The organism is Bradyrhizobium manausense (assembly GCF_018131105.1).
Classification (GTDB): domain Bacteria; phylum Pseudomonadota; class Alphaproteobacteria; order Rhizobiales; family Xanthobacteraceae; genus Bradyrhizobium; species Bradyrhizobium manausense_B.
Genome location: NZ_JAFCJI010000001.1, coordinates 876,871 through 901,144 on the forward strand (window position 1 = coordinate 876,871; position 24,274 = coordinate 901,144).

18 protein-coding genes are annotated in these 24,274 nt (G+C 65.4%); 12 read left to right on the forward strand and 6 right to left on the reverse strand.

The features are described from left to right. Window positions 1-64 precede the first annotated feature (64 nt). The 11 genes from JQ631_RS04100 to JQ631_RS04150 all read left to right on the forward strand — a co-directional run bounded on the left by JQ631_RS04100 (window position 65) and on the right by JQ631_RS04150 (window position 14,788). On the forward strand, window positions 65-1,441 hold the full coding sequence (locus JQ631_RS04100) for a sensor histidine kinase (RefSeq protein WP_212324231.1): 1,377 nt from the start codon (window positions 65-67) through the stop codon (window positions 1,439-1,441). 148 nt (window positions 1,442-1,589) lie between these two features. After that, complete coding sequence (locus JQ631_RS04105) at window positions 1,590-2,993, forward strand: hypothetical protein (RefSeq protein WP_212324233.1); 1,404 nt, start codon at window positions 1,590-1,592, stop codon at window positions 2,991-2,993. 100 nt (window positions 2,994-3,093) lie between these two features. Then, window positions 3,094-3,363 carry a hypothetical protein gene (locus JQ631_RS04110; protein WP_212324235.1) on the forward strand — a complete coding sequence of 90 codons (270 nt, stop codon included), beginning with the start codon at window positions 3,094-3,096 and terminating at the stop codon, window positions 3,361-3,363. Between the two features lie 131 nt (window positions 3,364-3,494). Further along, window positions 3,495-4,610, forward strand: a complete 1,116-nt coding sequence (gene ccmI / locus JQ631_RS04115; protein ID WP_212324237.1) for a c-type cytochrome biogenesis protein CcmI — start codon at window positions 3,495-3,497, stop codon at window positions 4,608-4,610. 37 nt (window positions 4,611-4,647) lie between these two features. Then, window positions 4,648-5,157 (forward strand): cytochrome c maturation protein CcmE, encoded by a 510-nt coding sequence (gene ccmE, locus JQ631_RS04120; protein WP_212324238.1) that lies wholly within the window; start codon window positions 4,648-4,650, stop codon window positions 5,155-5,157. After that, window positions 5,154-7,136 carry a heme lyase CcmF/NrfE family subunit gene (locus JQ631_RS04125; RefSeq protein ID WP_212324239.1) on the forward strand — a complete coding sequence of 661 codons (1,983 nt, stop codon included), beginning with the start codon at window positions 5,154-5,156 and terminating at the stop codon, window positions 7,134-7,136. Before ccmE ends, JQ631_RS04125 begins: the two co-directional genes overlap by 4 nt. 4 nt (window positions 7,137-7,140) lie before the next feature. Beyond that, window positions 7,141-7,623, forward strand: coding sequence for a cytochrome c-type biogenesis protein (locus tag JQ631_RS04130; protein ID WP_212324240.1), 483 nt, complete (start codon window positions 7,141-7,143; stop codon window positions 7,621-7,623). A 207-nt stretch (window positions 7,624-7,830) separates the two neighbouring features. Further along, window positions 7,831-9,408, forward strand: a complete 1,578-nt coding sequence (locus JQ631_RS04135; protein ID WP_212324241.1) for a Do family serine endopeptidase — start codon at window positions 7,831-7,833, stop codon at window positions 9,406-9,408. 283 nt (window positions 9,409-9,691) lie between these two features. Continuing rightward, entirely contained in the window at window positions 9,692-10,372 is a 681-nt protein-coding gene (locus JQ631_RS04140) for a response regulator transcription factor (RefSeq protein ID WP_212324242.1), read from the forward strand. Beyond that, window positions 10,356-11,813, forward strand: a complete 1,458-nt coding sequence (locus JQ631_RS04145; protein WP_212324243.1) for a sensor histidine kinase — start codon at window positions 10,356-10,358, stop codon at window positions 11,811-11,813. Before JQ631_RS04140 ends, JQ631_RS04145 begins: the two co-directional genes overlap by 17 nt. Continuing rightward, entirely contained in the window at window positions 11,810-14,788 is a 2,979-nt protein-coding gene (locus JQ631_RS04150; RefSeq protein WP_212324246.1) for a bifunctional [glutamine synthetase] adenylyltransferase/[glutamine synthetase]-adenylyl-L-tyrosine phosphorylase, read from the forward strand. Before JQ631_RS04145 ends, JQ631_RS04150 begins: the two co-directional genes overlap by 4 nt. On the opposite strand, the gene JQ631_RS04155 is transcribed toward JQ631_RS04150, so the two are convergent. Genes JQ631_RS04155 through JQ631_RS04175 form a run of 5 tightly spaced genes read right to left on the reverse strand, consistent with a single transcriptional unit; the run spans window position 14,754 to window position 20,728 of the window. Beyond that, window positions 14,754-14,993, reverse strand: a complete 240-nt coding sequence (locus JQ631_RS04155; RefSeq protein ID WP_212324248.1) for a formate dehydrogenase subunit delta — start codon at window positions 14,991-14,993, stop codon at window positions 14,754-14,756. The two genes, JQ631_RS04150 and JQ631_RS04155, sit on opposite strands and share 35 nt — an antisense overlap. Beyond that, window positions 14,977-15,810, reverse strand: coding sequence for a formate dehydrogenase accessory sulfurtransferase FdhD (fdhD, locus tag JQ631_RS04160; RefSeq protein WP_212324250.1), 834 nt, complete (start codon window positions 15,808-15,810; stop codon window positions 14,977-14,979). Before fdhD ends, JQ631_RS04155 begins: the two co-directional genes overlap by 17 nt. A 4-nt stretch (window positions 15,811-15,814) precedes the next feature. After that, complete coding sequence (gene fdhF, locus JQ631_RS04165) at window positions 15,815-18,688, reverse strand: formate dehydrogenase subunit alpha (RefSeq protein WP_212324252.1); 2,874 nt, start codon at window positions 18,686-18,688, stop codon at window positions 15,815-15,817. Between the two features lie 10 nt (window positions 18,689-18,698). After that, window positions 18,699-20,255, reverse strand: coding sequence for a formate dehydrogenase beta subunit (locus JQ631_RS04170; protein ID WP_212324254.1), 1,557 nt, complete (start codon window positions 20,253-20,255; stop codon window positions 18,699-18,701). Then, window positions 20,252-20,728, reverse strand: coding sequence for a formate dehydrogenase subunit gamma (locus JQ631_RS04175; protein WP_212324256.1), 477 nt, complete (start codon window positions 20,726-20,728; stop codon window positions 20,252-20,254). The genes JQ631_RS04170 and JQ631_RS04175 overlap by 4 nt, the downstream gene beginning before the upstream one ends. A gap of 224 nt (window positions 20,729-20,952) precedes the next feature. On the opposite strand from JQ631_RS04175, the gene JQ631_RS04180 reads away from it, so the two are divergent. After that, entirely contained in the window at window positions 20,953-21,849 is an 897-nt protein-coding gene (locus tag JQ631_RS04180; RefSeq protein WP_212324258.1) for a LysR family transcriptional regulator, read from the forward strand. A gap of 85 nt (window positions 21,850-21,934) precedes the next feature. Here JQ631_RS04180 and JQ631_RS04185 read toward each other — a convergent pair whose 3' ends face one another. Continuing rightward, window positions 21,935-24,265: a PAS domain-containing sensor histidine kinase gene (locus JQ631_RS04185; RefSeq protein ID WP_212324260.1), complete on the reverse strand. Its 2,331-nt coding sequence runs from the start codon at window positions 24,263-24,265 to the stop codon at window positions 21,935-21,937. Window positions 24,266-24,274: the final 9 nt, after the last annotated feature.

The window sequence follows — 24,274 nt, forward strand, 5'->3', positions numbered from 1 at the left end:
GGGCCTTGGTCCGGTCATGACCGCCGACGCCATGCCACCACCTCGCGCCTCCGGGATCATTCCGATGCCCGCCAGCTCGCTTGCCAACCGACTGTTCCTGTCGGCGACCGCCTGGCTCGTGGTGATCCTGGCCATCACCGGCGTCGTGCTGTCGTCGGTTTACAAGAACGCCACCGAGCGCGCCTTCGACCGCCGGCTCAACCTTTATCTCCGCACCCTGATTGCAGAGGTCGCCACCCCCGACGAACCGCCGGACCGCCAGTTCCAGTCGCTCGGCGAGCCCCTGTTCGAACTGCCGCTGTCCGGCTGGTATTGGCAAATCACGCGCACCGACACCGAGAAGCCGGAGGTGCGCTCGTCGCGATCACTCTGGGACAAGAAGCTGCCGAAGCTGGAGGACCAGGGCACCGAGCTCACCGCGGCCGGCATTCGCCTGGCCTATGTCGACGGGCCGGAAGGGCAGAATTTGCGCATGGTCGAACGTCCCGTCGACCTCGGTGCCGACGGCAAATATCTCGTCAGCGTCGCCGGTGACGACACCGAGATATTCGATGAGACGCGCAGCTTCGACTATTACCTCGGCGGCACCTTCACCGCGCTCGGCATCGTGCTGCTGCTGACGACAGTGTTCCAGGTCCGCTTCGGTCTCGCGCCACTCAAGCGCATCTCGGAGTCCATCGCCGACATCCGCTCCGGCCGGGCGGAGCGGCTCGAGGGCGAATTCCCGGTCGAGATCGCACCGCTCGCCCGCGAGACCAACGCGCTGATCGATGCCAACAGGGAGATCGTCGAGCGCGCCCGTACCCATGTCGGCAATCTCGCCCATGCGATCAAGACGCCGCTGTCCGTGATCGTCAACGAGGCCGGCACGCATGCGGCCGATCCGTTCGCGGCCAAGGTGATGGAGCAGGCGGACGTGATGCGCAACCAGCTTGCCCATCATCTGGAGCGCGCCCGCATCGCGGCCCGCGTCTCGATCGTCGGCACCGTGACGGAGGTTGCGCCCGCCATCGAGGCCTTGCGGCGGACCATGGAGAAGATCCACCGCGGCCGCGGCATCACGGTGGAGGTCAAGGCCGATCCGGCGGCGAAATTCCGGGGCGAGCGGCAGGATCTGGAGGAGATGGTCGGCAATTTGGTCGACAACGCCTGCAAATGGGCGGCCTCGCAGGTCTTCATCGAGGTTTTGGTGGAGGCACCGACCCAGGCGGGCGCAGCCCCCAGGCTGCGGCTGATCGTCGACGACGATGGGCGAGGTCTTTCCGAGGCCGAGCGCGCCCAGGTCTCCCGTCGCGGCCAGCGGCTCGATGAATCCAAGCCGGGTTCGGGCCTGGGACTGTCGATCGTGACCGACCTTGCCGCGCTCTATGGCGGCAGCCTGTCGCTCGGCAGCGCTCCGACCGGGGGCCTGCGGGCCGAGTTGGTGTTGCCGGGAATATAATCCTCTGATCCCAAACGATTAATTGGGCTTCCCCGCGAAACCGGTGGGTTTCGGAGTAACTTCCTCAACGGCTTCTTAAGGCGCACCCACCTATGATCGGCGAGGACGCATCCTACGTCCGCCATTTTACCGTGCATTACCCGGGCGCATGAGCCAGACATCGATCGAGCGGCTGAGGGAATATCTCGCGCAGCTCCCGCCGCAGGCGCAGGCGCTGCTGATGCGGGAGTTCGAGCGCGCGCTCGAGCGCGGCCAGGATACGGCCGTGGCGACCCTGGTGCTCGAGCAGTTGCGCAAGATCGTGCGCAAGACCGAGGCCGACGAAGCCGTGCCGCCGCGCACCGACGACCTGTCGCGGCTGCTGTTCCAGATCGTGGAACCCTTCCTGGTCGAGGCTGGCGCCCCGATCCGGGTCGGCCAGATCCGTCGCTCCTCGCTGCATCCGATCTGGCAATGGCTGGGCCGCGACGGGGCCCCGGACAAGATCAACGAATTCGAGGCAGCTCTGGCGCGGATGCCGGCAACAGACAGTTCCGGCCAGGTTGAGGCGCTTGCGCTCAAACTCCAGGCGGTGGCCGCGGATGCCATCTTCGAGCTGACAGGGCCCGGCGGCGGCGACAAGTCACGTGCGCTCGCCCGTGTCGGGCCGCCCAACGTGATCGAGGACCTTTATTCGATCGGCGCGGTGCTCGGCGTTCGCGAGGCCCTCGGCACGCTCAATGAAAAATTGCCGCGCTTCCTGCGCGCGTTCGGCGATCCACAGATCACCTCGGTGACCGCTGCGCTCAACATTCCCGTGCTGCAGACCCCGCAGATGCTGCCCTTCGCACTGTCGGTGGTGATCCAGCGCATGACCGCCCCGTGGCAGATCATTCGCCTCGCGATCAAGATCGCGGCCTCTGATGACGAGATCCGCGTTGCCGCGACGCCTTACGGCGCCGCCGTCACCATGGCCTTGCACGATCTCGCCCGCGTGGCCGCCAATTTGCGCATGGACATCAAGCGCGGCCATTTCGAAACGGTTGCCGACAATTTGAAGGCGCTGCACGACGGCGTCCGCGGCCTGCGCACTGAGCTCGACCTGCGCAACGATTCCGCCTGGGGCAAGCAACTGACCTCGATCCGGGCCGACATCTCCAATGCGCTGCAATCGGAGATCGACAGTGTTCCCGGCCGCGTTCGCCGCATCCTGCGCCAGCGCCCTGAAAAGGACATTCCGCCGGGCGCGCGGATCGACAGCACCGAGGTCGAGGAAACCGTCGCGCTGATCGACTTCGTCGCGACCTGCCGCAATTATGCCAGCGAGCTCGCAATCAACGAGGTAACGCTGCGCACCTATTCCGACCTCCAGCAATATGTCGAACGCTCGACCGAGCAGGTGGTGCAGTCGCTACGCGGCGCCGATCACAAGGTTCGCACCTATCGCCAGCAGCAGGTGCAGGCCGCGATCCGTTTCTGCCAGGTGCTGTTCGGCGACGATTACGCTTCGCTGATGAGCCGCGCCGCAGAGAACGCCGCGACGGGCGAGCGCAAATCGACGCGCGCGAGCTGATCCAGTCGCATTTTTTCGTTATCACAATTTATAGTTGACGGTATCGGTTGCGGGCCCTACGGTCGCCGTGCAAGCTTCTGGAATTTCTATCTGTGGGCGCATGAAACCCGTTATCAGCTCCATCGAAATCGAAAACCGCGTCGTTGTTGCCAAATATCAACGATTGATGGTTGGCGCGAAGGTGGTGCTGGTTGAGAAGGCAAGCGGTCGGCAACTGCCCGAGACCGTCACGAGGGTTGCATCGCCCGTTCCCGTCGGGGCGCTGCGCATCAGATTGCCCGACGCCATCGAGCCGGGAACATACTTCCTGAAGGCTCTCAACGGGCACGGTGAGGACGCCGCTCGAAGCGTGGACTTCGAGATCGGCTAAGCCGTTGGATTGTCACCGTTTCGGGACTGTGTGTGCTCGCGCTGAATTGACAATTGTCAATTGCCGCATCGTCCGGCCGTGGTGTAAAGCCACCTGTGGGCGCGGCTCGCGCGCTGCCGGAAGCTTGCCAGATGACGCTATGGTTCGTGTTCGCGCTGATGACGGTCGCGGCGATTTTCGCCGTGCTCTGGCCGCTCGGCCGTGGCGGGCGCGATCAAACTCAAGGCAGCGAAGTCGCGGTCTACAAGGACCAATTGGCCGAGATCGAGCGTGATCTCGCCGCGGGGCTGATCGCGCTACCTGAGGCCGAGGCGGCGCGCGTCGAGATCAGCCGCAGGCTGCTCGCGGCGGCCGGCAGTGAGGCAGAACTCGCGCCGGCATCCAGCCTGAAATGGCGCCGTGCGGCGGCCGTGCTGGCGCTGGTCGGCCTGCCTTTGGTGGCGGTCGCGATCTATGTTCCGCTCGGCTCGCCCGCGCTTCGTGACTTCCCGCTGGCACAGCGCGAACGCGGCGCCGGGTCGGGCACAGCACAGTCGCTCGAGAATCTCGTGGCACAGGTCCAGCAGCACCTGGAAAAGAATCCGGCCGATGGCCGCGGCTGGAACGTGCTTGCGCCGGTGCTGGAGCGGCTTGGCCGCTTCGACGAGGCGGTGCGCGCCTATCGCAGTTCGATCACTTATAACGGCGAGAGCGCGGAGCGCCGCTCCGATCTCGGCGAAGCCATTGCAGCCGCGGCCAGCGGCGTGGTGACGGCCGAAGCCAAGACCGAGTTCGAGCGTGCGCACGCGCTCAATGCCGACGATCCCAAGGCGAACTACTTCCTCGGCCTTGCCGCCGAGCAAGACGGTCGCAAGGATGACGCGGCCAATATCTGGCGCGCGCTATTGGCGAAGGCACCGGCGGATGCGCCGTGGCGGCCGCTGGTGCAGACCTCGCTTGCGCGAGTTGGCGGCGGCGGCGTGACGATGCCGGCACTGTCCGACCAGACGATCGCCGCATCCAAGGAGATGAACGAGGGCGATCGCAACGCGATGATCCGCGGCATGGTCGAGCGACTCGCCACGCGCCTCAAGCAGAACGGCGACGATGTCGAAGGTTGGCTGCGTCTGGTGCGCGCTTATCTCGTGATGGGTGATCGCGACAAGGCGCATGGAGCCTCAAGCGATGCACGTCAGGCGGTCGCCAAGGATTCCGAGCGGCTGCGCCAGCTCAACGAAGGCCTCAAGACGCTCGGGCTCGACGGATGACAGTTGCAGCACGAGACGAGCGAAGAACGGATACGCCATGACGCGCAAGCAGCGACGTATGACCATCATCGGCGGTTCGCTCGCCGTTCTCGCGCTTGCGGCCGCGCTGGTGCTCAATGCCTTGCGCGACTCCATCGTGTTCTTCTCGACCCCGACCATGGTGGCCGAAAAGCACGTCCAGCCGGGCAAGCGCTTTCGCCTCGGCGGCCTGGTGCAGCCGGGCTCGCTCCAGCGCGGCGACAACCTCGCCGTGACGTTTGAAGTTGCCGACGGCGGCGCCAAGCTGCCCGTCGCCTACAAGGGCATTCTGCCCGATCTGTTCCGCGAAGGGCAGGGCGTCGTCGCCGAAGGCGCGCTCGATGCCAACGGCGTGTTCAAGGCCGACACGGTGCTCGCCAAGCACGACGAGACCTACATGCCCAAGGACGTCGCCGACGCCCTGAAGAAGCAGGGGCACTGGAAGGACGATTACGGCGCCCAGGCTTCTGGTGGCCCCAAGCCTGCTGCCACGACGGCGCAGGGCAATTCGCAGGGAGCGGTGCGGTGATCGCAGAAGCCGGACATTACGCGCTGGTGCTGGCGCTCGCGCTGGCACTGATCCAGTCCTTCGTGCCGATCATCGGCGCGCGCTTGCGCGATCCCGCGCTGATGAACGTGGCGCGCTCCACCGCGCTGGCGCAGCTCCTGTTCGTGGGGGCGTCGTTCGTTGCGCTCGTGACGCTGCACGTGAACTCGGATTTCTCCGTCGCCAATGTCTACGAGAATTCGCACTCCATGAAGCCGCTGATCTACAAGATCACCGGCGTGTGGGGAAACCATGAAGGCTCGATGCTGCTGTGGGTGTCGATCCTGGCGCTGTTCGGCGGCCTGGTCGCGGCCTTCGGCAACAATCTGCCGCTGTCGCTGCGCGCGCACGTGCTGGCAGTTCAGGCCTGGATCGCCAGCGCCTTCTATCTCTTCATCCTGATCACCTCGAATCCGTTCCTGCGCATCGCCAATCCGCCGATCGAGGGACGCGATCTCAATCCGGTGCTTCAGGATATCGGTCTCGCCGTGCATCCGCCGATGCTCTATCTCGGCTATGTCGGCTTCTCGATCTCGTTCTCCTTCGCGATTGCGGCGCTGATCGAGGGACGCATCGATGCGGCCTGGGCGCGCTGGGTGCGGCCGTGGACGCTGGTCGCCTGGATTTTCCTGACTCTCGGCATCGCGATGGGATCCTATTGGGCCTATTACGAGCTTGGCTGGGGCGGATGGTGGTTCTGGGATCCGGTCGAGAACGCCTCGCTGATGCCGTGGCTGGCCGGCACGGCGCTGCTGCACTCGGCGCTGGTGATGGAGAAGCGCAACGCGCTCAAGGTCTGGACCATCCTTCTGTCGATCCTGACCTTCTCACTGTCGCTGCTCGGCACCTTCCTGGTGCGTTCGGGCGTCATCACCTCCGTCCACGCCTTCGCCAATGATCCGACCCGCGGCGTCTTCATCCTGCTGATCCTCTGTCTGTTCATCGGCGGCAGCCTCTCGCTGTTCGCGGGCCGCGCGACATCGTTGAAGCAAGGTGGCCTGTTCGCACCGATCTCGCGCGAGGGTGCGCTGGTACTGAACAACCTGCTGCTGACGGTGGCCTGCGCCGTCGTGCTGTTCGGAACGCTCTATCCGCTGGCGATGGAAGTGCTTGCCGATTTCAAGATGTCGGTCGGCGCGCCCTTCTACAATCTCTCCTTCGTGCCGCTGTTCGTGCTGCTGCTGCTTGCTGTGCCGTTCGGGCCGATGCTGGCATGGAAACGCGGTGATCTGCTCGGCGTCACCCAGCGGCTGCTTGCGGCCGGCGTCGCGGGTCTCGTCGTGATTGCCATTGTCTGGGCCTGGACCCGTGGCGGCAGCGCGCTGGCCCCATTGGCGATCGGACTTGGTGTCTTCGTCATCGCCGGCGTCGTGACTGACATGGCTGAGCGAACCGGCCTGTTTCGTCTGCCGTTTACGACCACGTTGCGCCGCGCTCGCGGCCTGCCGCGCTCGGCCTGGGGCACCGCGTTTGCACATGCCGGTCTCGGCATCGCGCTGATCGGGATCGTCTGTGAGACCACCTGGAATAGCGAGTATATTGCGACCATGAAGCCGAACGACGTGGCACAGGTCGCCGGCTATGATCTGAAGCTCGATGGTCTGCTCGAGCGGCAGGGGCCGAACTACCGCGAGATGATCGCCCAGTTCAACGTTACCAGGGGCGGCGAGGCGCTCAGCGTCATGACGCCGTCGAAGCGCAGCTTTACGACACGTGGCTCCTCGACGACTGAGGCGGCGCTGCTGACCCGCGGCGCCAGCCAGCTCTACATCTCGCTCGGTGACGTCACCGCCGATGGCGCGATCGCCGTGCGAATTTATCACAAGCCGCTGGTGCTGATGATCTGGTGGGGGCCTGTGCTGATGGCGTTCGGCGGCATGCTGTCGCTGTCCGACCGGCGCCTGCGGGTCGGCGCGCCGAAACCGGCGCGGGCCAAGCAAAGCCTGCAGCCGGCGGAGTGAGCCGATGCGCCGGGTGATCGCCGCGATCGTCGCGCTGATGCTGCTGGCTTGGCCTGCAGTGCACGCCGTGCAGCCCGACGAGATCATGTCGGATCCCGCCAAGGAGGCTCGTGCGCGCGAATTGTCGCGCGAGCTGCGTTGCATGGTCTGCCAGAACCAGTCGATCGACGATTCCGACGCGCCGCTCGCGCGCGACCTGCGGCTGCTCGTGCGTGAGCGGATCGCGGCCGGCGACAGCAATTCGCAGGTGCTCGACTTCCTGGTCGCGCGCTACGGCGAGTTCGTGCTGCTGAAGCCGCGCTTCGAACGGAAGACCATGCTGCTGTGGCTGCTTGCGCCGTTGCTGCTGGCCGGTGGCGGCTTTGCGCTGTGGCGGCAAAATCGCCGCCGCTCTCGCAGCGATGCAGATGCACCGGTTCCGCCGCTCACGCCGGACGAAAAGGCGCGCCTCGCCGCGTTGATGTCCGAAGACGCAAAATCTTCGTAGGCGCTTTCGGCGCCCGTCACCGAAATCCCGTTAAGTTCCTGTAACTCTACGACTTTTGGCTGCGCTAAACTGCCGCAGTGCAGCCCCCCTTTCATTACAAAAGTTTAACTCCGCAGCCAGCGCGCGGTAAGGCGGCAGTCCCCATCTTCAGGTGCGTAAGGTGCCACCATTGGCGCCAATGGATTTCAAGGCCCTGGAGACCTCTGCATGACCGACCGCCCCGATCTCACGAACCTCCCGTCCTACCGGCAACCCCGCCGTTCGGTGTTTTCCGCCCGCAGGGTCGCGCTGATGGCCTCGGTCGTCGCCGGTCTCGGCATTGCCGTCCACGGCTTCAGCCCGTCGACGTCGCCCGCCGATTTGTTCTCCACCCCGGCGCATGCGCAGGTCAACAATGAGGTCAAGAAGGTCGAACGTCCGATCGGTTTCGCAGACATCGTCGAGCGCGTGAAGCCCTCGGTGATCTCGGTCAAGGTCAACATCAAGCAGAAGACCGCGAGCAACGATGACGGCGATGATTCGTCGCCGTTCCAGCCGGGCTCGCCGATGGAGCGCTTCTTCCGCCGCTTTGGCGGTCCGGACGGAATTCCCGGCCTGAAGGGCGGTGGTCGTGGCCGCGTCGTGCAGGGCCAGGGCTCCGGCTTCTTCATCTCCGCCGATGGCTTCGCGGTGACCAACAACCATGTGGTCGACGGCGCCGACAAGGTCGAGGTCACCACCGACGAGGGCAAGACCTACAGCGCCAAGGTGATCGGCACCGATCAGCGCACTGACCTCGCTTTGATCAAGGTCGAGGGCGGCTCGAACTTCCCGTTCGCCAAGCTCGCGGACAGCAAGCCTCGGATCGGCGACTGGGTGCTCGCGGTCGGCAATCCCTTCGGCCTCGGCGGCACCGTCACCGCGGGCATCGTCTCGGCCAGCGGCCGCGACATCGGCAACGGCCCCTATGACGATTTCATCCAGATCGACGCGCCCGTGAACAAGGGCAATTCGGGCGGTCCGGCCTTCGACACCAACGGCGAGGTGATGGGCGTCAACACCGCGATCTACTCGCCCTCCGGCGGCAGCGTCGGTATTGCGTTCTCGATTCCCGCCAACACCGTCAAGAGCGTGGTCGCCCAGCTCAAGGACAAGGGCTCGGTCAGCCGCGGCTGGATCGGCGTGCAAATCCAGCCCGTCACCTCCGACATCGCCGACAGCCTCGGCATGAAGAAGGCTGAAGGCGCGCTGGTGGCGGAGCCGCAGAAGGATGGTCCGGCCGCGAAGGCGGGCATCGAATCCGGCGACGTGATCACGTCGGTCAACGGCGAATCCGTCAAGGATGCGCGCGAACTCGCCCGCACCATCGGCGGCATGCCGCCCGGCGCGTCCGTGAAGCTCAACGTGCTGCACAAGGGTCAGGACAAGGTCGTGAACCTCACCCTCGGCCAGCTGCCGAACACGGTCGAGGCGAAGGCCGACACCGATAACGACAGCGGCAAGGGCGCAAGCAAGGGCACCGATGTGCCGAAGCTCGGCATGACCGTCGCGCCCGCCAACTCCGTGGCCGGCGCCGGCAAGGACGGCGTCGTGGTCACCGAAGTCGATCCGAAGAGCGCTGCCGCCGAACGCGGGTTCAAGGAAGGCGACGTGATTCTCGAAGTCGGCGGCAAGAGCGTGAGCACCGCCGGCGAGGTCCGCGAAGCCATCAACGCGGCGAAGTCCGACAACAAGAACAGCGTCCTGATGCGCGTGAAGAGCGGCGGCCAGTCGCGCTTCGTCGCAGTGCCCATCGCCAAGGGCTGACGAGGACTGAGCCCTCAGGAGGCTTCAAGATGAAGGGTGTCGCCGGCATCAGTCGCCCCCGCCGCCGGCACTCTTCCGGGGAGCAGAGCAACGCTCGCTCCCCATACCTACCTTCCGGTGGAAATACGCCCCCCTCCGTCGGAAGGCCTAGGGCGGTGAGGTCCCCCCAGCTTCACCGCCCGCCTTTTTGCCTAGCTCAGTCTCGTTCGCTTGGCTTGCATGCAATTGCCGCTCGCGCCATGTTTAGAGAAGGTTGACCTCCTTGACCGCCGCCGAACGCACGATGCGCCTCCTCATCATCGAAGACGACCGCGAATCCGCCGACTATCTCGTGAAGGCGTTTCGCGAGGTCGGACACATCGCCGATCACGCCGGTGACGGCGAGGAAGGCCTCGCCATGGCCGAAAGCGGCGATTACGATGTGCTGGTGGTCGACCGTATGTTGCCCAAGCGCGACGGGCTGTCGCTGATCGGCGCGCTGCGCGACAAGGGCGAGACGGCGCCGGTTTTGATTCTCTCGGCACTCGGACAGGTCGATGACCGCATCAAGGGCCTGCGCGCCGGCGGCGACGATTATCTGCCGAAACCCTATTCATTTGCCGAATTGCTGGCCCGTGTCGAAGTGCTGTCGCGCCGCCGCGGCGGTCCGGCCGAGGACACGCTCTACCGTGTCGGCGATCTCGAACTCGACCGGCTCTCCCATCGCGTCGCGCGCGGCAAGGACGAGCTGACGCTGCAGCCGCGCGAATTCCGCCTGCTCGAATATCTGATGAAGCATGCCGGCCAGGTGGTGACGCGCACCATGCTGCTGGAGAACGTCTGGGACTATCATTTCGATCCGCAGACCAACGTGATCGACGTGCACATCTCGCGGCTGCGCTCCAAGATCGACAAGGGCTTCGAGCGGCCGCTGCTGCACACGATCCGCGGCGCCGGGTACATGATCCGTGACGGCATTCGGTAAACTCGTTCGCACCACGGCGTTCCGGCTGACGCTGGTCTATTTGCTGTTGTTCGCGATGTTCGCGGCTTCGCTGCTCGGCTATTTCGCCTGGAACACGCGGCGGCTGATCACCGAGGAGATCACCCAGACGGTCAACGCCGAGACCTCGGAGATCAACGAGATCTACGGCCGCCGCGGCCTGTTCGGCCTGGTGCGCTCGATCGAGTATCGGGCGCTGCGGCCGGGTGCAAATCTCTACCTCGTGACCACGCCGACCGGGCAGGCGGTTGCCGGCAATGTCGGCTCGCTCGCGCCGGGCGTGATGGCGACGCGCGGCTGGTCGGAGACCGCCTACCGGCGCATCGAGGACACGGACGACCGCGACCATCGCGCGCTGGTGCGCGTCACCGAACTCGAGAACGGTTTTCGTCTCCTGATCGGCCGCGACCTTGCCGAGCGGCGGCGCCTGTTCAGCATCGTCGCCAAGGCGGCGCAATGGTCGATCCTGATCGTCGTCGTGCTCGGCCTCGGCGGCGGCGTCTTCGTCGCGCGGAGGGTGCTGACGCGCATCGATGCGATGTCCGGCACCGCGCATCGCATCATGACCGGCGATCTCAGCGAGCGCCTGCCGGTCGGGCGCAGCGGCGACGAGCTCGATCGCCTCGCCGAGAATCTCAACGCCATGCTGGAGCGGATCGAGGCGCTGATGTCGGGGCTGAAGGAGGTTTCCGACAACATCGCCCACGACCTCAAGACGCCGCTGACGCGTTTGCGCAACCGCGCCGAGGAGGCGCTGGCGAAATCGGGTTGCGAGACCGACTATCGCGCGGCGCTGGAACGGACCATTGAGGAATCCGACGGGCTGATCCGCACCTTCAACGCGCTGCTGATGATCGCGCGCGCGGAATCTGGCCAGGCGCGCGGCAACATGGATGATTTCGACGCCGCCGATGTCGCGGGCGGCATTCACGAGCTCTACGAGCCGCTGGCCGAAGACGACGGCATGACCTTGAAGGTCAAGACCCAGGCCGCGCCCCTTCATGGCAACCGCGAACTGATCAGCCAGGCGCTCGCCAATCTCGTCGAGAACGCGATCAAATACGGCAAGCCGGCGCAGTCAGCGGGAACCGTGGTCAGCATGGACGCGCGTCAGATCACGATCGAGGCGAAGCGCGAGGGCGATCAGGTGCTGCTCAGCGTCACCGACCGCGGCCCGGGGATCCCCGAGGCCGACCGCAAGCACGTCGTCGAGCGGTTCGTCCGGCTCGAGGCGAGCCGCACCATGCCGGGCTCCGGCCTTGGTCTCAGCCTCGCCTCCGCCGTCGCGACGTTGCACGGCGGCGAATTGCGGCTGGGTGATGCCCAGCCCGGTCTCGTCGCCACGCTGCTGTTGCCGGCGCGTATCGGGGCCGGCGACAGGGTTGCCCCGCCAATACCGGATGTGCCACAGAAGGTGGCATGAACCACTCCGCGCCGGGAAACGCGGACAAGCATGGTGAGAGCCTGGCCGCGCGCTTCGTGGAGGCTCCCCATATTGCCGCTTCCACATCAGACGAACGACGTTTCGACACCTGGCTGGCCGAGCTCGAGCCGGCGCAATCGGCTCGTCTGGAAGCGCTGCTGGTCCATCCCTTTGCCCGGAACATTCTCGGGGGAATCGCGGAATTCTCGCCTTATTTGTTCGATCTGGTGCGCGCCGATCCGCCGCGCCTGATCCGTTTGTTGGAATGCGAGCCGGATGCGCATCTCGCTGGGCTGATCGCAGGAGCGAGGGCCGCTGTGCTGGCCGCACCCGACGAGGCTGAGGTGATGCGGCTGCTTCGCCGCATGAAGGCGGAGGCGGCGCTGCTGATCGCGCTGTGCGACATCGGCGGGGTCTGGCCGGTGATGCGGGTGACGGCCGCGTTGACCGACCTCGCGGTGTCCTCGGTGCAGGCGGCGCTCCAGTACCTGCTGCGGCAGGAAGCCGCACGCGGCAAGCTCATGCCACCCGATCCCGAGGCGCCGGAAATCGGATGCGGCCTGATCGTGCTTGCCATGGGCAAGATGGGCGCGGGCGAGCTGAACTATTCCAGCGACATCGATCTCATCGTGTTCTTCGACCCTGATGCCACGACGGTCGCGCCCGACATCGAGCCGCAGCCATTCTTCGTCCGCGTGACGCAAGGCATGGCACGCATCCTCCAGCAGCGCACCTATGACGGCTATGTGTTCCGCGTCGATCTGAGGCTCCGTCCTGATCCGTCCTCGACGCAGGTCGCAATCTCGCGCGACGCCGCGCTGAACTATTACGAGCGGGAAGGGCGTACCTGGGAGCGTGCGGCGATGATCAAGGCGCGCGCCTGCGCCGGCGATCCCAAAGCGGGTGACGCGCTGCTCGCCGAAATCGCGCCGTTCGTCTGGCGCAAGCACCTCGACTTTGCCGCGCTTGCCGACGTGCACGACATGAAGCGGCAGATGCAGACCTATCGCGGCCAGAGCGAAATCTCGGTCGAGGGCCACAACGTCAAGGTCGGCCGCGGCGGCATCCGCGAGATCGAGTTCTTTGCCCAGACCCAGCAACTGATCGCGGGCGGTCGCCATCCGGAATTGCGGGTGCGACCGACGCGTGCAGCGCTCAACATTCTTGCGTCCAGCAACTGGATCACCTCTGCCGCGCGCGACGAACTGACCACAGCATATGAGTTCCTGCGCCGGGTCGAGCATCGCCTTCAGATGATCGCCGACGAGCAGACCCATGCGCTGCCGGAGGACAAGGATGCGGTCGAACGCTTCGCCTGGTTCTTCGGCTATGACCGCCGCGAGACGTTTGCGCGCGACCTGCTGCGACAGCTCGAGATCGTCCAGGGGCACTACGAAAAGCTGTTCGAGGGCGATGACCCGACCGGCACGGCAAGCCTGCCGGCACTCGATTACAGCGCGGGTCCCGATGATCCGCGCCTGCTGCAATATTTGAGCACGCTCGGCTTCAAGAAGCCGGCCGCCCTTGCGCAGACAATCCGCGACTGGATCACCGGCGACTACCGCGTGTTCCGCAACGAGCAGACGCGAAACGCCTTCGTCGAGTTCGTGCCGGTTCTGATCGACGGTCTTGCGCATGCCGAGGAGCCGGACCGCGCCGTGGTGGCGTTCGACGACTTTCTCCGGGCGCTCCAGCGCGGCGGCCGGCTGATCACGCTGCTCGGCCAGAACCGCGATCTCGTCGCGCTGGTGGCGCTCGTGCTGGGCGCCGCGCCTCGGCTTGGTGAGATGCTGGCGCGGCAGCCGCAATTGATGGACGGTCTGATCGATCCGCGCTTCTTCGGTGCGATGCCGGACAAGCGGGAATTGTCGGCGCGGCTTGCGACCACGGTGCACGATGCTGGCTCCTACGAGGAGTTTCTGGATCGTTTGCGGCTGTTCGGGCAGGAGAGCCTGTTCCTGATCGGCACGCGCATCCTCTCCGGCACCGTCTCGGCGCAGCAGGCGAGCACGGCCTTCGCCGACGTCGCCGAGGGCATCGTTCACACCGTGCATGGCCTCGTCGCCGATCGCTTCGCCGCCCAGCACGGCCGGATCAAGGGGCAGGAGACCGCGATCATCGCGATGGGCCGGCTCGGCAGCCGTGAGATGACGGCGTCGTCGGATCTCGACCTGATCCTGCTCTATGACTTCGACAGCGAGAACCCGGACTCCGACGGAGAGAGGTCACTCCAGGGCGCGCATTATTTCGCTCGCCTGACCCAGCGCCTGATCAGCGCCTTCACGACCCGCACCAATTACGGTGTGCTCTACGAGATCGACATGCGGCTGCGGCCCTCGGGGCGCGCGGGTCCCGTGGCATCGAGCCTCGTTTCATTTGCGGACTACCAGGCCAACGAAGCCTGGACCTGGGAGCACATGGCGTTGACGCGCGCGCGCGTGGTGTCGGCATCGCCCGAATTCGCCGCGCGGATCGAGCACATCATCCGCGAAGTCCTGACCCGCCGTCGCGACCCAGCGATTACGGCCAACGACGTCGCCGACATGCGCCGCGCGATCGCGCAGGAGAAGGGCGAGACCGACTATTGGGATCTGAAGTACGCCTCCGGCGGCATGGTCGACATCGATTTCATCGCGCAATATCTCCAGCTCGTTCATGCCCATGACAAGCCTGACATTCTCGACGTCGGCACGGTGCAGGTGCTGGAGAATGCCGCAAGACTCGGCGTGCTGCCGCAATCCGAAGTGGAGATCCTGCGCGCCGCAGCACGGCTCTATCACGACCTGACGCAGATCCTGCGGCTCTGCGTCAGCGACGGCTTCAAGGCGGAAACGGCAGGCACCGACCTTCAGCGCGTGATGGCGCGCGCCGGCGACGCGCCCGATTTCTCGTCGCTGGAGGCGCGGGTGCGGGAAACGCAGGCCGAGGTGCGGCGCGTGTTCACCGCGCTTCTGGAAGGGGAGCCGTCTGCTTGAGCGAAGTCAGGGCTTCGAGCACGTTCGGTTCGAGGCCCGCGCCGCCGGCATCCAGATGCGCGAAGATCGCGCGCTTCATCCGGGGATCCCAGAACTTCTTGATGTGATCGGCGATCCCGGGCACGGCCTTGTCATGGCCCTGGCTGCGGAAGAACGTACCGATCTGGTTGGCCATGTAGACGAGGCGGTCAGCAGGCGACGACATCGACAATCTCCTGGGCACGATGAGCCGTGATGCGGCCCTGGTGCGTGAACACTTCAAACCCGTCGCAGCGGGCAATTGCAATCAGCGTGATACCGGCAGCCGTGGCGGTGCGGACCGCAAGCGCGGTGGGGGCGGAGACCGCGACCATGACAGGTGCACCGATGGCGGCCGTCTTCTGCACCATCTCGACCGAGACCCGGCTCGTCAGCAGCACCATGCCTTCGCTCGCAGCCGTGCGGCTGCGCGCCAGCGAACCTGCGAGCTTGTCGAGCGCGTTGTGCCGACCGACGTCTTCGCGCAGGGCCACGATGCCTTGCGACGGCGACCAGAAAGCTGCGGCGTGAACAGCGCGGGTCTGCATGTTGATCGATTGCAGGGGGGCGATCGCCTGCATCGCCGTCATGATCTGTTGCGGCGTGAAGATCTGCCCCTGCGGCACGATGGCGGCCGGGCGTATGGCCTGCGCGATCGAGTCGATGCCGCAAATGCCGCAGCCGGTCGGACCTGCGATGTGGCGGCGGCGCTCACTGATGCGTGCGGCGTTGTCCTGCTCGAGCCACATGCGCAGCTCGATGCCGTCGTCGAGACGGACCACGTCGAGCGACTGGATATCGTCGATGGATTTGATGATGCCTTCGTCCAGGCTGAAGCCGACCGCAAAATCTTCCAGGTTCTGCGGCGTCCCCATCATGACGGCATAAGTGCCGCCATTATAGGTCAGCGCCAGCGGCGTCTCCTCGGGGATCAGCCGCGTCCCTTCGGACGCGGTGTCATCGCGCCAGATTTCCCGATCGATCGCCTGGACCGGCACGTGCATGCGGTTACTCCGCGGCCTCGGCCGGCGCGATGCGGCGGGAGTGCCGCGCCTGCTCGTCGTAGCTCTTCTGCCAGTCGGACGGGCCGTTCGACGGTGAGATCTGCACCGCCGTGACCTTGTATTCGGGACAGTTGGTCGCCCAGTCCGAATAATCCGTGGTGATCACGTTGGCCTGCGTGTCCGGGTGATGGAAGGTCGTGTAGACGACGCCGGGCGCGACGCGGTCGGTGATCTCCGCACGCAGCGTGGTCTCGCCGGCGCGGCTCTGCAGCCGCACCCAGTCGCCGTCGCGCACGCCGCGTTGCTCGGCGTCGTGCGGATGGATCTCCAGCCGGTCCTCGGCATGCCAGACCACGTTCTCGGTGCGCCTCGTCTGCGCGCCGACATTGTACTGGCTGAGAATGCGGCCCGTGGTGAGCAGCAGCGGGAAGCGGGGGCCGGTTCGTTCATCCGTCGCCACATATTCCGTGACGATGAACTTGCCCTTGCCGCGCACAAAGTGGTCGATATGCATCACAGGCGTGCCTTCGGGCGCCTTTTCGTTGCATGGCCACTGTACCGAGCCGAGCTGTTCGAGCTTCTCGTAGGAGACGCCGGCGAACGTCGGCGTCAGCGCCGCGATCTCGTCCATGATCTCGGACGGGTGATTGTACTTCATCTCGAAGCCCATCGCCTTGGCGAGCAGGAGCGTGACCTCCCAGTCCGCATAGCCGTTGCGCGGCGTCATCACCTTGCGCACACGCTGGATACGACGCTCGGCGTTGATGAATGTTCCGTCCTTTTCGAGGAAGGTCGAGCCGGGCAGGAACACGTGGGCGTAGTTGGCCGTCTCGTTCAGAAAGAGATCATGGACGATGACGCATTCCATCGCCGACAAGGCCGACACCACGTGCTTGGTGTTGGGATCCGACTGCAGGATGTCCTCGCCCTGCACATAGAGGCCCATGAAGGTGCCTTCGATGGCGGAGTCGAACATGTTCGGAATGCGCAATCCCGGTTCCGGGTTCAGCTTAACGTTCCAGGCGGCCTCGAACTGCTGGCGAACAGAGTCGATCGCGATGTGCCGATAGCCCGGCAGCTCGTGCGGGAACGAGCCCATGTCGCAGGATCCCTGCACGTTGTTCTGGCCGCGCAGCGGGTTCACACCGACACCGGAGCGGCCGATATTGCCCGTCGCCATCGCCAAATTGGCGATCGCGATCACCGTCGTCGAGCCCTGGCTGTGCTCGGTGACGCCGAGCCCGTAATAGATCGCGGCATTGCCGCCGGTCGCGTAGACGCGCGCAGCTTCGCGCAACGCTTTCGGGTCCACCCCGGTCATGATGGCGGTCGCTTCGGGGCTGTGGTTTGGCTGCGCAACGAAGGCGGCCCAGTCCTCGAATTCGTTCCATTCACAACGCTCGCGGACGAAGACTTCGTTGACGAGTCCTTCGGTGACGATGACGTGTGCGAGCGCCGTGAGCACGGCAACGTTGGTGCCGGGCATCAGGGACAGGTGCAGCGCCTTCACATGCGGCGATTCCACCATCTCGGTGCGGCGCGGATCGATCACGATCAGCTTGGCACCCTGGCGCAGCCGCTTCTTCAGACGGGAGGCGAACACCGGGTGAGCCGACGCCGGATTGGCGCCGATGATCATGACGACGTCGGTATCTTCGACCGAGTCGAAATCCTGCGTGCCCGCAGAGGTGCCGAACGTGACCGAAAGCCCGTAGCCGGTCGGCGAATGGCACACGCGGGCACAGGTATCGACATTGTTGTTGCCGAAGCCGGCGCGGATCAGCTTCTGCACCAGATAGGTTTCCTCGTTGGTGCAGCGGGAGGAGGTGATGCCGCCGATGGCGTCGCGGCCGTATTTCTTCTGAATGCCGTGCATTCTGGCGGCGGCAAACGAGAGCGCTTCATCCCACGACACCTCGCGCCAGGGATCCTCGATCCGTTCGCGGATCATTGGATTGAGAATGCGCTCCTTGTGGGTGGTGTAGCCCCAGGCAAAGCGTCCCTTGACGCAGGAGTGGCCGCGATTGGCCTTGCCGTCCTTCCAGGGCACCATGCGGACGACTTCCTCGCCGCGCATTTCGGCCTTGAAGGCGCAGCCAACGCCGCAATAGGCGCAGGTGGTGATGACGGAGTGCTCGGGCTGGCCGATCTCGATCACCGACTTTTCCGTCAGCGTCGCAGTCGGGCAGGCCTGCACGCAGGCGCCGCAGGAGACGCATTCGGAGCCGAGGAAGCTCTCGTTCATGCCCGGCGAAACACGGCTGTCGAAGCCGCGGCCGGAAATCGTCAAAGCAAAGGTGCCTTGCACTTCCTCGCAGGCGCGGACACAGCGCGAGCAGACGATGCATTTGGAGGGATCGTAGGTGAAGTAGGGATTGGACTCGTCCTTCGGCATCCAGGCGGCGTTGACCTCGCCGTTGGATTTCGCGAAGACATGGTTCTCGCCCTCATAGCCATAGCGCACTTCGCGCAGGCCCACGGCGCCGGCCATGTCCTGCAGTTCGCAATCGCCGTTGGCGCCGCAGGTGAGGCAGTCGAGCGGATGGTCGGAGATATAGAGCTCCATCACGCCCTTGCGTAGCTGCTTCAGCCGTTCGCTCTGAGTGTGGACGACGAGGCCGTTCATGACGGGCGTGGTGCAGGAGGCCGGCGTGCCGGCGCGGCCCTCGATCTCGACGACGCAAAGCCGGCAGGAGCCGAACGCATCGACCATGTCGGTGGCGCAAAGCTTCGGGATCTGGTGGCCGGCTTCCATCGCCGCACGCATGATCGACGTGCCCTCGGGCACCGTGACCTGCTTGTCGTCGATGGTCAGCGTGACCATCGTTCCCGATTTCGAGCGCGGCGTGCCGAAGTCGATTTCTTCGATCAGAGACATTGTCGTTCTCCTATTCCGCGGCCTGAAGCGTGGTCGGCACGGGGGCGAAATCCTCACGGAAGTGCTTCAATGCGCTGAGCACGGGGTAAGGCGTGAAGCCGCCGAGCGCGCAGAGCGAGCCGAATTTCATGGTGTTGCAGAGGTCTTCGACCAGCGCGAGGTTTTCGCTGACGCGCTCGCCGCGGATGATCTTCTCGATGGTTTCGACGCCGCGGGTCGAACCGATGCGGCAGGGCGTGCACTTGCCGCAGGATTCGACGGCGCAGAACTCCATGGCGAAGCGCGCCTGCTTGCGCATGTCGACACTGTCGTCGAACACGACGATGCCGCCATGGCCGATCAGGCCGTCGCGTGCGGCGAAGGCCTCATAGTCGAACGGCGTGTCGAACAGCGCGCGCGGGAAGTAGGCGCCGAGCGGGCCGCCAACCTGCACCGCGCGAACCGGGCGGCCGGTGAGCGTGCCGCCGCCGATGTCGTCGACGAGCTCGCCCAGCGTCACGCCGAATGCCGTTTCGAACAGTCCGCCCTGGCGGATGTTGCCGGCGAGCTGGATCGGCATCGTGCCGCGCGAGCGACCCATGCCGAAATCCGCATAGGCCTTGGCGCCCTCGGCGAGGATGAAGGGGATGGCGGCGAACGACAGCACGTTGTTGATGACGGTCGGCTTGCCGAACAGGCCGTGATGCGCCGGCAGCGGCGGCTTGGCGCGCACCAGGCCACGGCGGCCCTCGAGGCTCTCCAGCAGCGAGGTCTCTTCGCCGCAGACATAGGCGCCGGCACCGACGCGCACCTCCATGTCGAAGCCATAGGTCGAGCCGCCGATCTTGTCGCCGAGATAGCCGCCGCGCCGCGCCGCGACGATGGCGGCGTTCATCGCCTCGACGGCATGCGGATATTCGCTGCGGATGTAGATGTAGCCCTTGGTGGCGCCGACGGTGATGCCCGCGGTGGTCATGCCCTCGATGACGAGGAAGGGATCGCCTTCCATGATCATGCGGTCGGCGAAGGTGCCGCTGTCGCCTTCATCGGCGTTGCAGACGATGAACTTGCGGTCGGCCTTGGCTTGCGCAACCGTCTTCCACTTGATGCCGGTCGGGAAGCCGGCGCCGCCGCGGCCGCGCAGGCCCGACGCCGTCACTTCGTTGAGGATCGCCTCCGAGCCGAGCGACAGCGCGCGCTCCAGGCCCTTGTAGCCGCCATGGGCGCGATAGTCCTCGAGCGAGCGCGGATCAATCACGCCGCAACGGGCGAAGGTGAGGCGGGTCTGACGCTTCAGCCAGGGGATTTCGTCTGCGAGCCCGAGCCGCAGCGCGTGTGGTCCGCTGCTCGCCATGGACTCGAACACCGAGGCGACGTCTTCTGCGCTGACCGGGCCGTAGGCGACGCGACCATTCGGCGTTGCAACCTCGACCATCGGCTCCAGCCAGGAGAGCCCGCGTGAGCCGGTCCTGATGATCTCGACCGGCACGCCGCGCTTCCCTGCGGCTTGCTCGAACGCGACTGCAATGTCATCGGCGCCGACGGCAACCGCGGCGGCATCACGGGGAATGAAGATCCGCATGTTCATCGCTGCGCCTCCGCGACCAGCGCATCGATACGCTTCTCGTCGAGCCGGCCGATGAGGCGGCCATCGAGCATCGCGGATGGCGCGGTCGCGCACAGCCCGAGGCAGTAGATCGGCTCCAGCGTGACGCGATCATCGGCAGTCGTGTTGCCGAGCGAAACACCAAGCTTCGCCTCGGCGCGCGCCGCCAGCGCATCGCCGCCCGCGGCCTGACAGGCCTCGGCACGGCACAGCTTCAGCACGTGGCGGCCTGCCGGCTTGTGGCGGAAGTCATGGTAGAAGGTGAAGACGCCATGGACTTCTGCACGCGACAGGTTCAGCGCCTGCGCCACCATGGGAATCGCCGCCTCCGGCACGTAGCCGAATGTTTCCTGAAGCGCGTGCAGAATGACGAGCGTCGCGCCTTCCTGCCCGGCGTTTTCGGCGATGATTTCAGCGCCGCGCGTCTCGTCCCAACGTTCGTAAACCGCTGTCATTCTTCATTCTCAAATTGAGCGTCCCTTGCGCGCAAACTATTTGGAATCGTTCGAAGATCAATAAAGCTGTCTCATGCTGCGATTGCGAATTCTGATCGATTTGGAAACGCAATCGGTCGATATGGAGTGGTGATGAAACTTGTACCGGTTGCCGGTTTTTGCGTGTTGGTGCCGGTCCGGCGTGATAGCTTGCATGCCACGACAGTGACCGAGGGGACGAACGGTTGATCGACAAGCTTGAACTGCTGCTGGCGTTGGCCAAGGAGCGGCATTTTGGACGGGCGGCAGAGGCCTGCGGCGTCACCCAGCCGACGATGTCGACCGGGCTCAAGCAGCTCGAGGAGATCCTCGGCGTGATGCTGGTCCAGCGCGGGTCCCGGTTCCAGGGATTCACCCCCGAGGGCGAGCGGGCGCTGGACTGGGCGCGGCGCATCGTCGGCGATGCGCGCGCGATGCGCGACGAGATCAACGGATTGAAGCATCAGCTCTCCGGCGAGATTCGCATTGCGGCGATTCCGACCGCGCTCGGCATGGTCGCGTCGCTGACGACGCCGTTCCGTGCGCGCCATCCCGAGGTGCGTTTCAGCATCCGCTCGACGACCTCGTCGGAGGTGTTGGGGCTGCTCGAAAATCTCGAGGTCGATGCGGGGCTGACCTATATCGAGAACGAGCCGATCGGCAAGGTGCGCACCATTCCGCTCTACAACGAGAGCTATCGCCTGCTCACCGCGCCCGATGGGATGTTCGGTGATCGCGAGACGGTGACCTGGACAGAGGTCGGGCAGGTGCCGCTATGCCTGCTGACGCCGGATATGCAGAACCGCCGCATCATCGACCGCGCGTTGCGCTCGGTCGGCGCGGAGGCCACGCCGACGCTGACATCGAACTCGCTTCTGGTGCTGTTCACCCACGTCAAGACCGGGCGCTGGGCGAGCGTGATGCCGGCCAAGCTCGCTGAGACGCTTGGCTTGTCGTCCGACAAGGTCCGCTCGATCCCGATCACCGACCCCGAGGTCGATTACAGCATCGGTCTGGTGATTCCGCAGCGCGACCCGATGACGCCGCTGATCGCGGCGCTGGTCAATGTCGCCCGCGAGGTGGCGCCGACGCTGCAATCGTAGGGCCACAGCGTTTTCGTGGATGCCGGTTCGCGTGAAGAAAACGCGTCAAACAAGAATCTAGAGCTTCGGTTCTGATACCGAAGCTCTAAGCCGCGGCGGAAATTCCGGACGCCGCCTTGACGGCATCGCGCGGCAGCGTCACGCGGACGACGGTGCCGACTTCCAGCCTCGAGCGCAGCTTCATCGAGCCGCCGTGCAGTTGTGCCAGCGAGCGGGCGATTGCAAGCCCCAGGCCGGAGCCGTGATAGGTCTTGGTGAGCTGGCTCTCGACCTGCTCGAACGGGCGACCGAGCCGCGCCAGCGAGTGCGGCGCGATGCCGATGCCGGTGTCGGCGATCATCAGCACGATCTTGTCCTCGAGCTGCCGGCTGCGCACCACGATGCGGCCGCCGTCGGGCGTGAACTTCACGGCGTTGGACAGCAAATTGACGACGATCTGCTTGGTGGCGCGGCGATCGGCGACGACGGAGATCGATTTCTCGATGTCGGCATCCAGCGTGAGGTTCTTGTCCTGGGCGCGGCCGGAGACGACGCGCAGGGATTCGGCGAGCGTCCGCGACAAATCGAGCTCTTCCATGTCGAGCTTCATGCGGCCGGCCTCGATCTTCGACATGTCGAGGATGTCGTTGATGACCTCGAGCAGGTAATGGCCGCTGGTCAGGATGTCGTGGCAGTATTCCTGGTACTTCTCGCTGCCGAGTTCGCCGAACATGCCCGAGCCCATGATCTCGGAGAAGCCGATGATCGCGTTCAGCGGCGTGCGCAGCTCGTGGCTCATATTGGCGAGGAATTTCGACTTGGTCTGGTTGGCTTCCTCGGCGCGGGTCTTCTCGCGCTGGTACTTCTCGGCGAGATCGGCGAGCTCGATGGTCTGGCGCTCCAGCGCCGCCTGCGAACGCTTGAGATCGATGACGGTGGCGCGCAGGCGCAGATCGTTGTCGACCAGCTTCTGCTCGTGCTCCTTGATCCGGGTGATGTCGGTGCCGACCGAGACGTAGCCGCCGTCCTTGGTGCGGCGCTCGCTGATGTGCAGCCAGCTGCCGTCGTCGAGCTGGGCCTCGAAGGTGCGGGCGCCGGGGCCTTGGGCCGCGGTCTCGTTGTGGCGGGTGCGGACCTCCGGCATGCGGCCGACTTCCAGTACGGTCTCGTAGGAGGTGCCGGGGATCACGGCGGTGTCGGGCAGCTTGTGCAGGCGTTGGAAGTGCGAGTTGCAGAGCACCAGGCGGTCGCTCGCGTCCCACAGCACGAAGGCTTCCGGAATGGTCTCGATCGCGTCGCGCAGGCGAAGGTCGGCTTCCACGCTGCGTTCGGCGAGGCTCTTCTGCTCGGTGATGTCGACCGCGATGCCGATCAGGTGCATGCCGGAATCGCTGGCGCCGCGGGTCCGCTCGCAGCGGACGCGCAGCCAGATCCAGTGGCCGTCGACATGCTGCATGCGGAATGTCTGGTCGATATGGTCGATCTTCTCGGAGATCAGCTGGTCGGCGATCTCGAACAGGTCGATGTCGTCGGACTTCACCAGCGCGTTGACCTCACCGAAGGTGAGGAGCTCGTTGCGACCGTCGAGGCCCAGCATCGAGAACATCGATTGCGACCAGAAGATCCTGCCGCGCGACAGGTCCCAGTCCCACAGGCCGCAGCGACCGCGGTTGAGGGCGGTGTCGATCCGGCCGCGCACGGCGTCGTTGATGAGGTCGCCTTCGCGGGCGCGGGTCGACTGCCAATGGAAGGCGAAGCCGAGGATCAGGACGACGAAGCCTGTCGTCGCCGACAGGGTCACCGACAGCGCCGCATCCGAACCCCAGATCGGCTCGTTGCGCTCCTGGATCACGGTGACGAGGCCGGGCAACGACTTGATCGGCCGCGAGGTCGCCATCGCGGCGTTGCCGTTCGGCAGCGTCATGTTGGCGACGTCATTGTCGCGCGGCGGCGCGGCGAGCAACTGCGCGGTGGTGATCGCATCGAGCAGGCGGTCGCCGCCGGCGGGATCGCTGTCGATCGGAATCCGGGCGAGGATACGGCGGTCGACGCCGGCCGAGGTGACGACGACGTGGCGGCCCGAGACTCTCGCCTTGGACGGGATCATGTCGGGCAGCAGCGTCGGCAGGTTCTCGATGTTCTTCAGCCGCTCGGCGCGCACGGAGGTGACGCGGTCGATGCGCTCGGCCAGCAGTTCGGCAAGCATCGAGATGTCGTTCTGGATCACCAGGCGCTTCTGGCGCGTCTGATCGACGACCTGGACGAATGCACCGAGACAGATGGTGATGAGGAAGGCGATGATGAGCGTCGGCACGGCGCGGCGCAACGCCGGCTCCGCGATCAGGAGCCGATGATAGGCAGGTTTCGCGATCGACTGCGCCAATCCCTTGATCGAATCGGATTGGACGCACGCGTTCGCGGCGTCTGCACGCGCCATGCCTTCGGC

Excerpts from the sequence above, each read along its gene's own strand:
- JQ631_RS04100 (WP_212324231.1), top strand. The coding sequence starts at position 65 with ATGCCCGCCAGCTCGCTTGCCAACCGACTGTTCCTGTCGGCGACCGCC.
- JQ631_RS04105 (WP_212324233.1), top strand. The coding sequence starts at position 1,590 with ATGAGCCAGACATCGATCGAGCGGCTGAGGGAATATCTCGCGCAGCTC.
- JQ631_RS04110 (WP_212324235.1), top strand. The coding sequence starts at position 3,094 with ATGAAACCCGTTATCAGCTCCATCGAAATCGAAAACCGCGTCGTTGTT.
- ccmI (WP_212324237.1), top strand. The coding sequence starts at position 3,495 with ATGACGCTATGGTTCGTGTTCGCGCTGATGACGGTCGCGGCGATTTTC.
- ccmE (WP_212324238.1), top strand. The coding sequence starts at position 4,648 with ATGACGCGCAAGCAGCGACGTATGACCATCATCGGCGGTTCGCTCGCC.
- JQ631_RS04130 (WP_212324240.1), top strand. The coding sequence starts at position 7,141 with ATGCGCCGGGTGATCGCCGCGATCGTCGCGCTGATGCTGCTGGCTTGG.
- JQ631_RS04135 (WP_212324241.1), top strand. The coding sequence starts at position 7,831 with ATGACCGACCGCCCCGATCTCACGAACCTCCCGTCCTACCGGCAACCC.
- JQ631_RS04140 (WP_212324242.1), top strand. The coding sequence starts at position 9,692 with ATGCGCCTCCTCATCATCGAAGACGACCGCGAATCCGCCGACTATCTC.
- JQ631_RS04150 (WP_212324246.1), top strand. The coding sequence starts at position 11,810 with ATGAACCACTCCGCGCCGGGAAACGCGGACAAGCATGGTGAGAGCCTG.
- JQ631_RS04155 (WP_212324248.1), bottom strand. The coding sequence starts at position 14,993 with ATGTCGTCGCCTGCTGACCGCCTCGTCTACATGGCCAACCAGATCGGT.
- fdhD (WP_212324250.1), bottom strand. The coding sequence starts at position 15,810 with ATGCACGTGCCGGTCCAGGCGATCGATCGGGAAATCTGGCGCGATGAC.
- fdhF (WP_212324252.1), bottom strand. The coding sequence starts at position 18,688 with ATGTCTCTGATCGAAGAAATCGACTTCGGCACGCCGCGCTCGAAATCG.
- JQ631_RS04170 (WP_212324254.1), bottom strand. The coding sequence starts at position 20,255 with ATGAACATGCGGATCTTCATTCCCCGTGATGCCGCCGCGGTTGCCGTC.
- JQ631_RS04175 (WP_212324256.1), bottom strand. The coding sequence starts at position 20,728 with ATGACAGCGGTTTACGAACGTTGGGACGAGACGCGCGGCGCTGAAATC.
- JQ631_RS04185 (WP_212324260.1), bottom strand. The coding sequence starts at position 24,265 with ATGGCGCGTGCAGACGCCGCGAACGCGTGCGTCCAATCCGATTCGATC.